At 28.5% G+C, this 1,434-nt stretch carries 3 protein-coding genes; all 3 read right to left on the reverse strand.

Annotated features, from left to right (window positions below):
• Nucleotides 1-31 precede the first annotated feature (31 nt).
• Entirely contained in the window at nucleotides 32-379 is a 348-nt protein-coding gene (locus tag HMPREF2642_RS02000) for an ArsR/SmtB family transcription factor (protein WP_002441960.1), read from the reverse strand.
• Nucleotides 380-397: 18 nt separating this feature from the next.
• Nucleotides 398-1,015, reverse strand: coding sequence for a CadD family cadmium resistance transporter (locus tag HMPREF2642_RS02005; protein WP_002441958.1), 618 nt, complete (start codon nucleotides 1,013-1,015; stop codon nucleotides 398-400).
• A 231-nt stretch (nucleotides 1,016-1,246) separates the two neighbouring features.
• Nucleotides 1,247-1,434: hypothetical protein (locus HMPREF2642_RS11765; RefSeq protein WP_218084747.1), on the reverse strand; the 188-nt coding region annotated here is incomplete at its 5' end.

Raw genomic sequence — 1,434 nt, forward strand, 5'->3', positions numbered from 1 at the left:
TCAAGACAAGAAGAAACTCGTTTCACTCGTTTCAAAAACCCTCCTGATTTTTAGAGAAAAATTCTTTTATTTCATCGTCTTTAATAAAATAATATGCCATCTTTCCCTTTTTATAAAAATCAAGTACATCATTTTTATATAAAAGTCTTAAATGATGTGAAGTTGAAGCAACACTTATTTTCAATATCAAAGAAATATCACAAACACACAACTCATCTTCTTTAATCAAAGATAATATGATTTTCAATTTCTTCTCATCACAAATTTTTTCTAAAATGTTAAGTAATTTCTTAGATTTATCATCTTCTAAAAAACTTAAAGCATTGTTAACTTTATCCTCATGTACACAGATCACATCACAAGCATTTTCATAGCTCATATAAAATCACACCCTAAATTAAAATATAAATCCTAAAATTGTCCCAATAGTGTCATTTTCAATAATAATAAATAAACCTAAAGCTATGTAAATAACAGCCATAATCCAACGACTAAATTTCTCAACAATTTCTCCAACTCCTGGAATATTAGCTAATTTTTGTGCAGTAAATACCAAGAAGAAAATTAAAATTAAAAAGACAAACAAAGTAATTAATAAATCAGTAACACTTAATGTCACAAAATACGGAACAAATAAACCAATATTATCAGCACCACAACTTGCTATTGTAACAATTGCAACCGTACCAACTAATTTAGACAATCCTTTTTCATTCAATTCTTTTTTAGCTCTCTTTTCTCCTTCACAATCATCATAAATAGCTACTTTAATTCCTAAATAAATCGGTATTAACCCTAATAATCCTAATATCCATTTTTCAGGAACATAATTTAAGACAAAGGCAAAGAATAAACTTACGACAATCAATGCCACAGATCCTACATATTGACCAATATAAATATCTCGATATTCTTTCCTAGTCTTTGCTCTAGCAAAAAATATTAATAAAATCACTAATAAATCTACTGCTGTCGCAATATAAAGAATAGCAGCAGTTACAATAGTCTGAATCATAATTACACCTCATTCAAAAATATTTTTGAATGTATTATAACTTATGTTTTCAAATAATCATAGATGCTTTATTCCAATTGCTTTATTGACGTTGAGCCTCGGAACCCTTAACAATCCCAAAACTTGTCGAATGGTCGGCTTAATAGCTCACGCTATTCCGACATTCGTCTCCAAGTTTAGTTAAGGGTTCTTCTCAACGCACAATAAATTTTCTCGGCATAAATGCGTGTTCTAATTAATAAATATTCCATAAATCAAAAGTGCAATTGCTGAAATCAAAACCAATATGCTAGAAAGTATATCTAGCCTTTTATTTTCATTACGATTTCCTAACTCCCTAAAAAGACTACCAAAAGCAATTACCATTAAAATTGCACATGAAATATAAGGTTCTGTTGCAAAGTTGAATTTATAATATA

Source organism: Staphylococcus sp. HMSC055A09 (assembly GCF_001809655.1).
GTDB classification, from domain to species: Bacteria; Bacillota; Bacilli; order Staphylococcales; family Staphylococcaceae; genus Staphylococcus; species Staphylococcus capitis.

What these genes read in the sequence shown, in the direction of transcription:
- HMPREF2642_RS02000 (WP_002441960.1), bottom strand. Translation starts at nt 379, where the DNA reads ATGAGCTATGAAAATGCTTGTGATGTGATCTGTGTACATGAGGATAAA.
- HMPREF2642_RS02005 (WP_002441958.1), bottom strand. Translation starts at nt 1,015, where the DNA reads ATGATTCAGACTATTGTAACTGCTGCTATTCTTTATATTGCGACAGCA.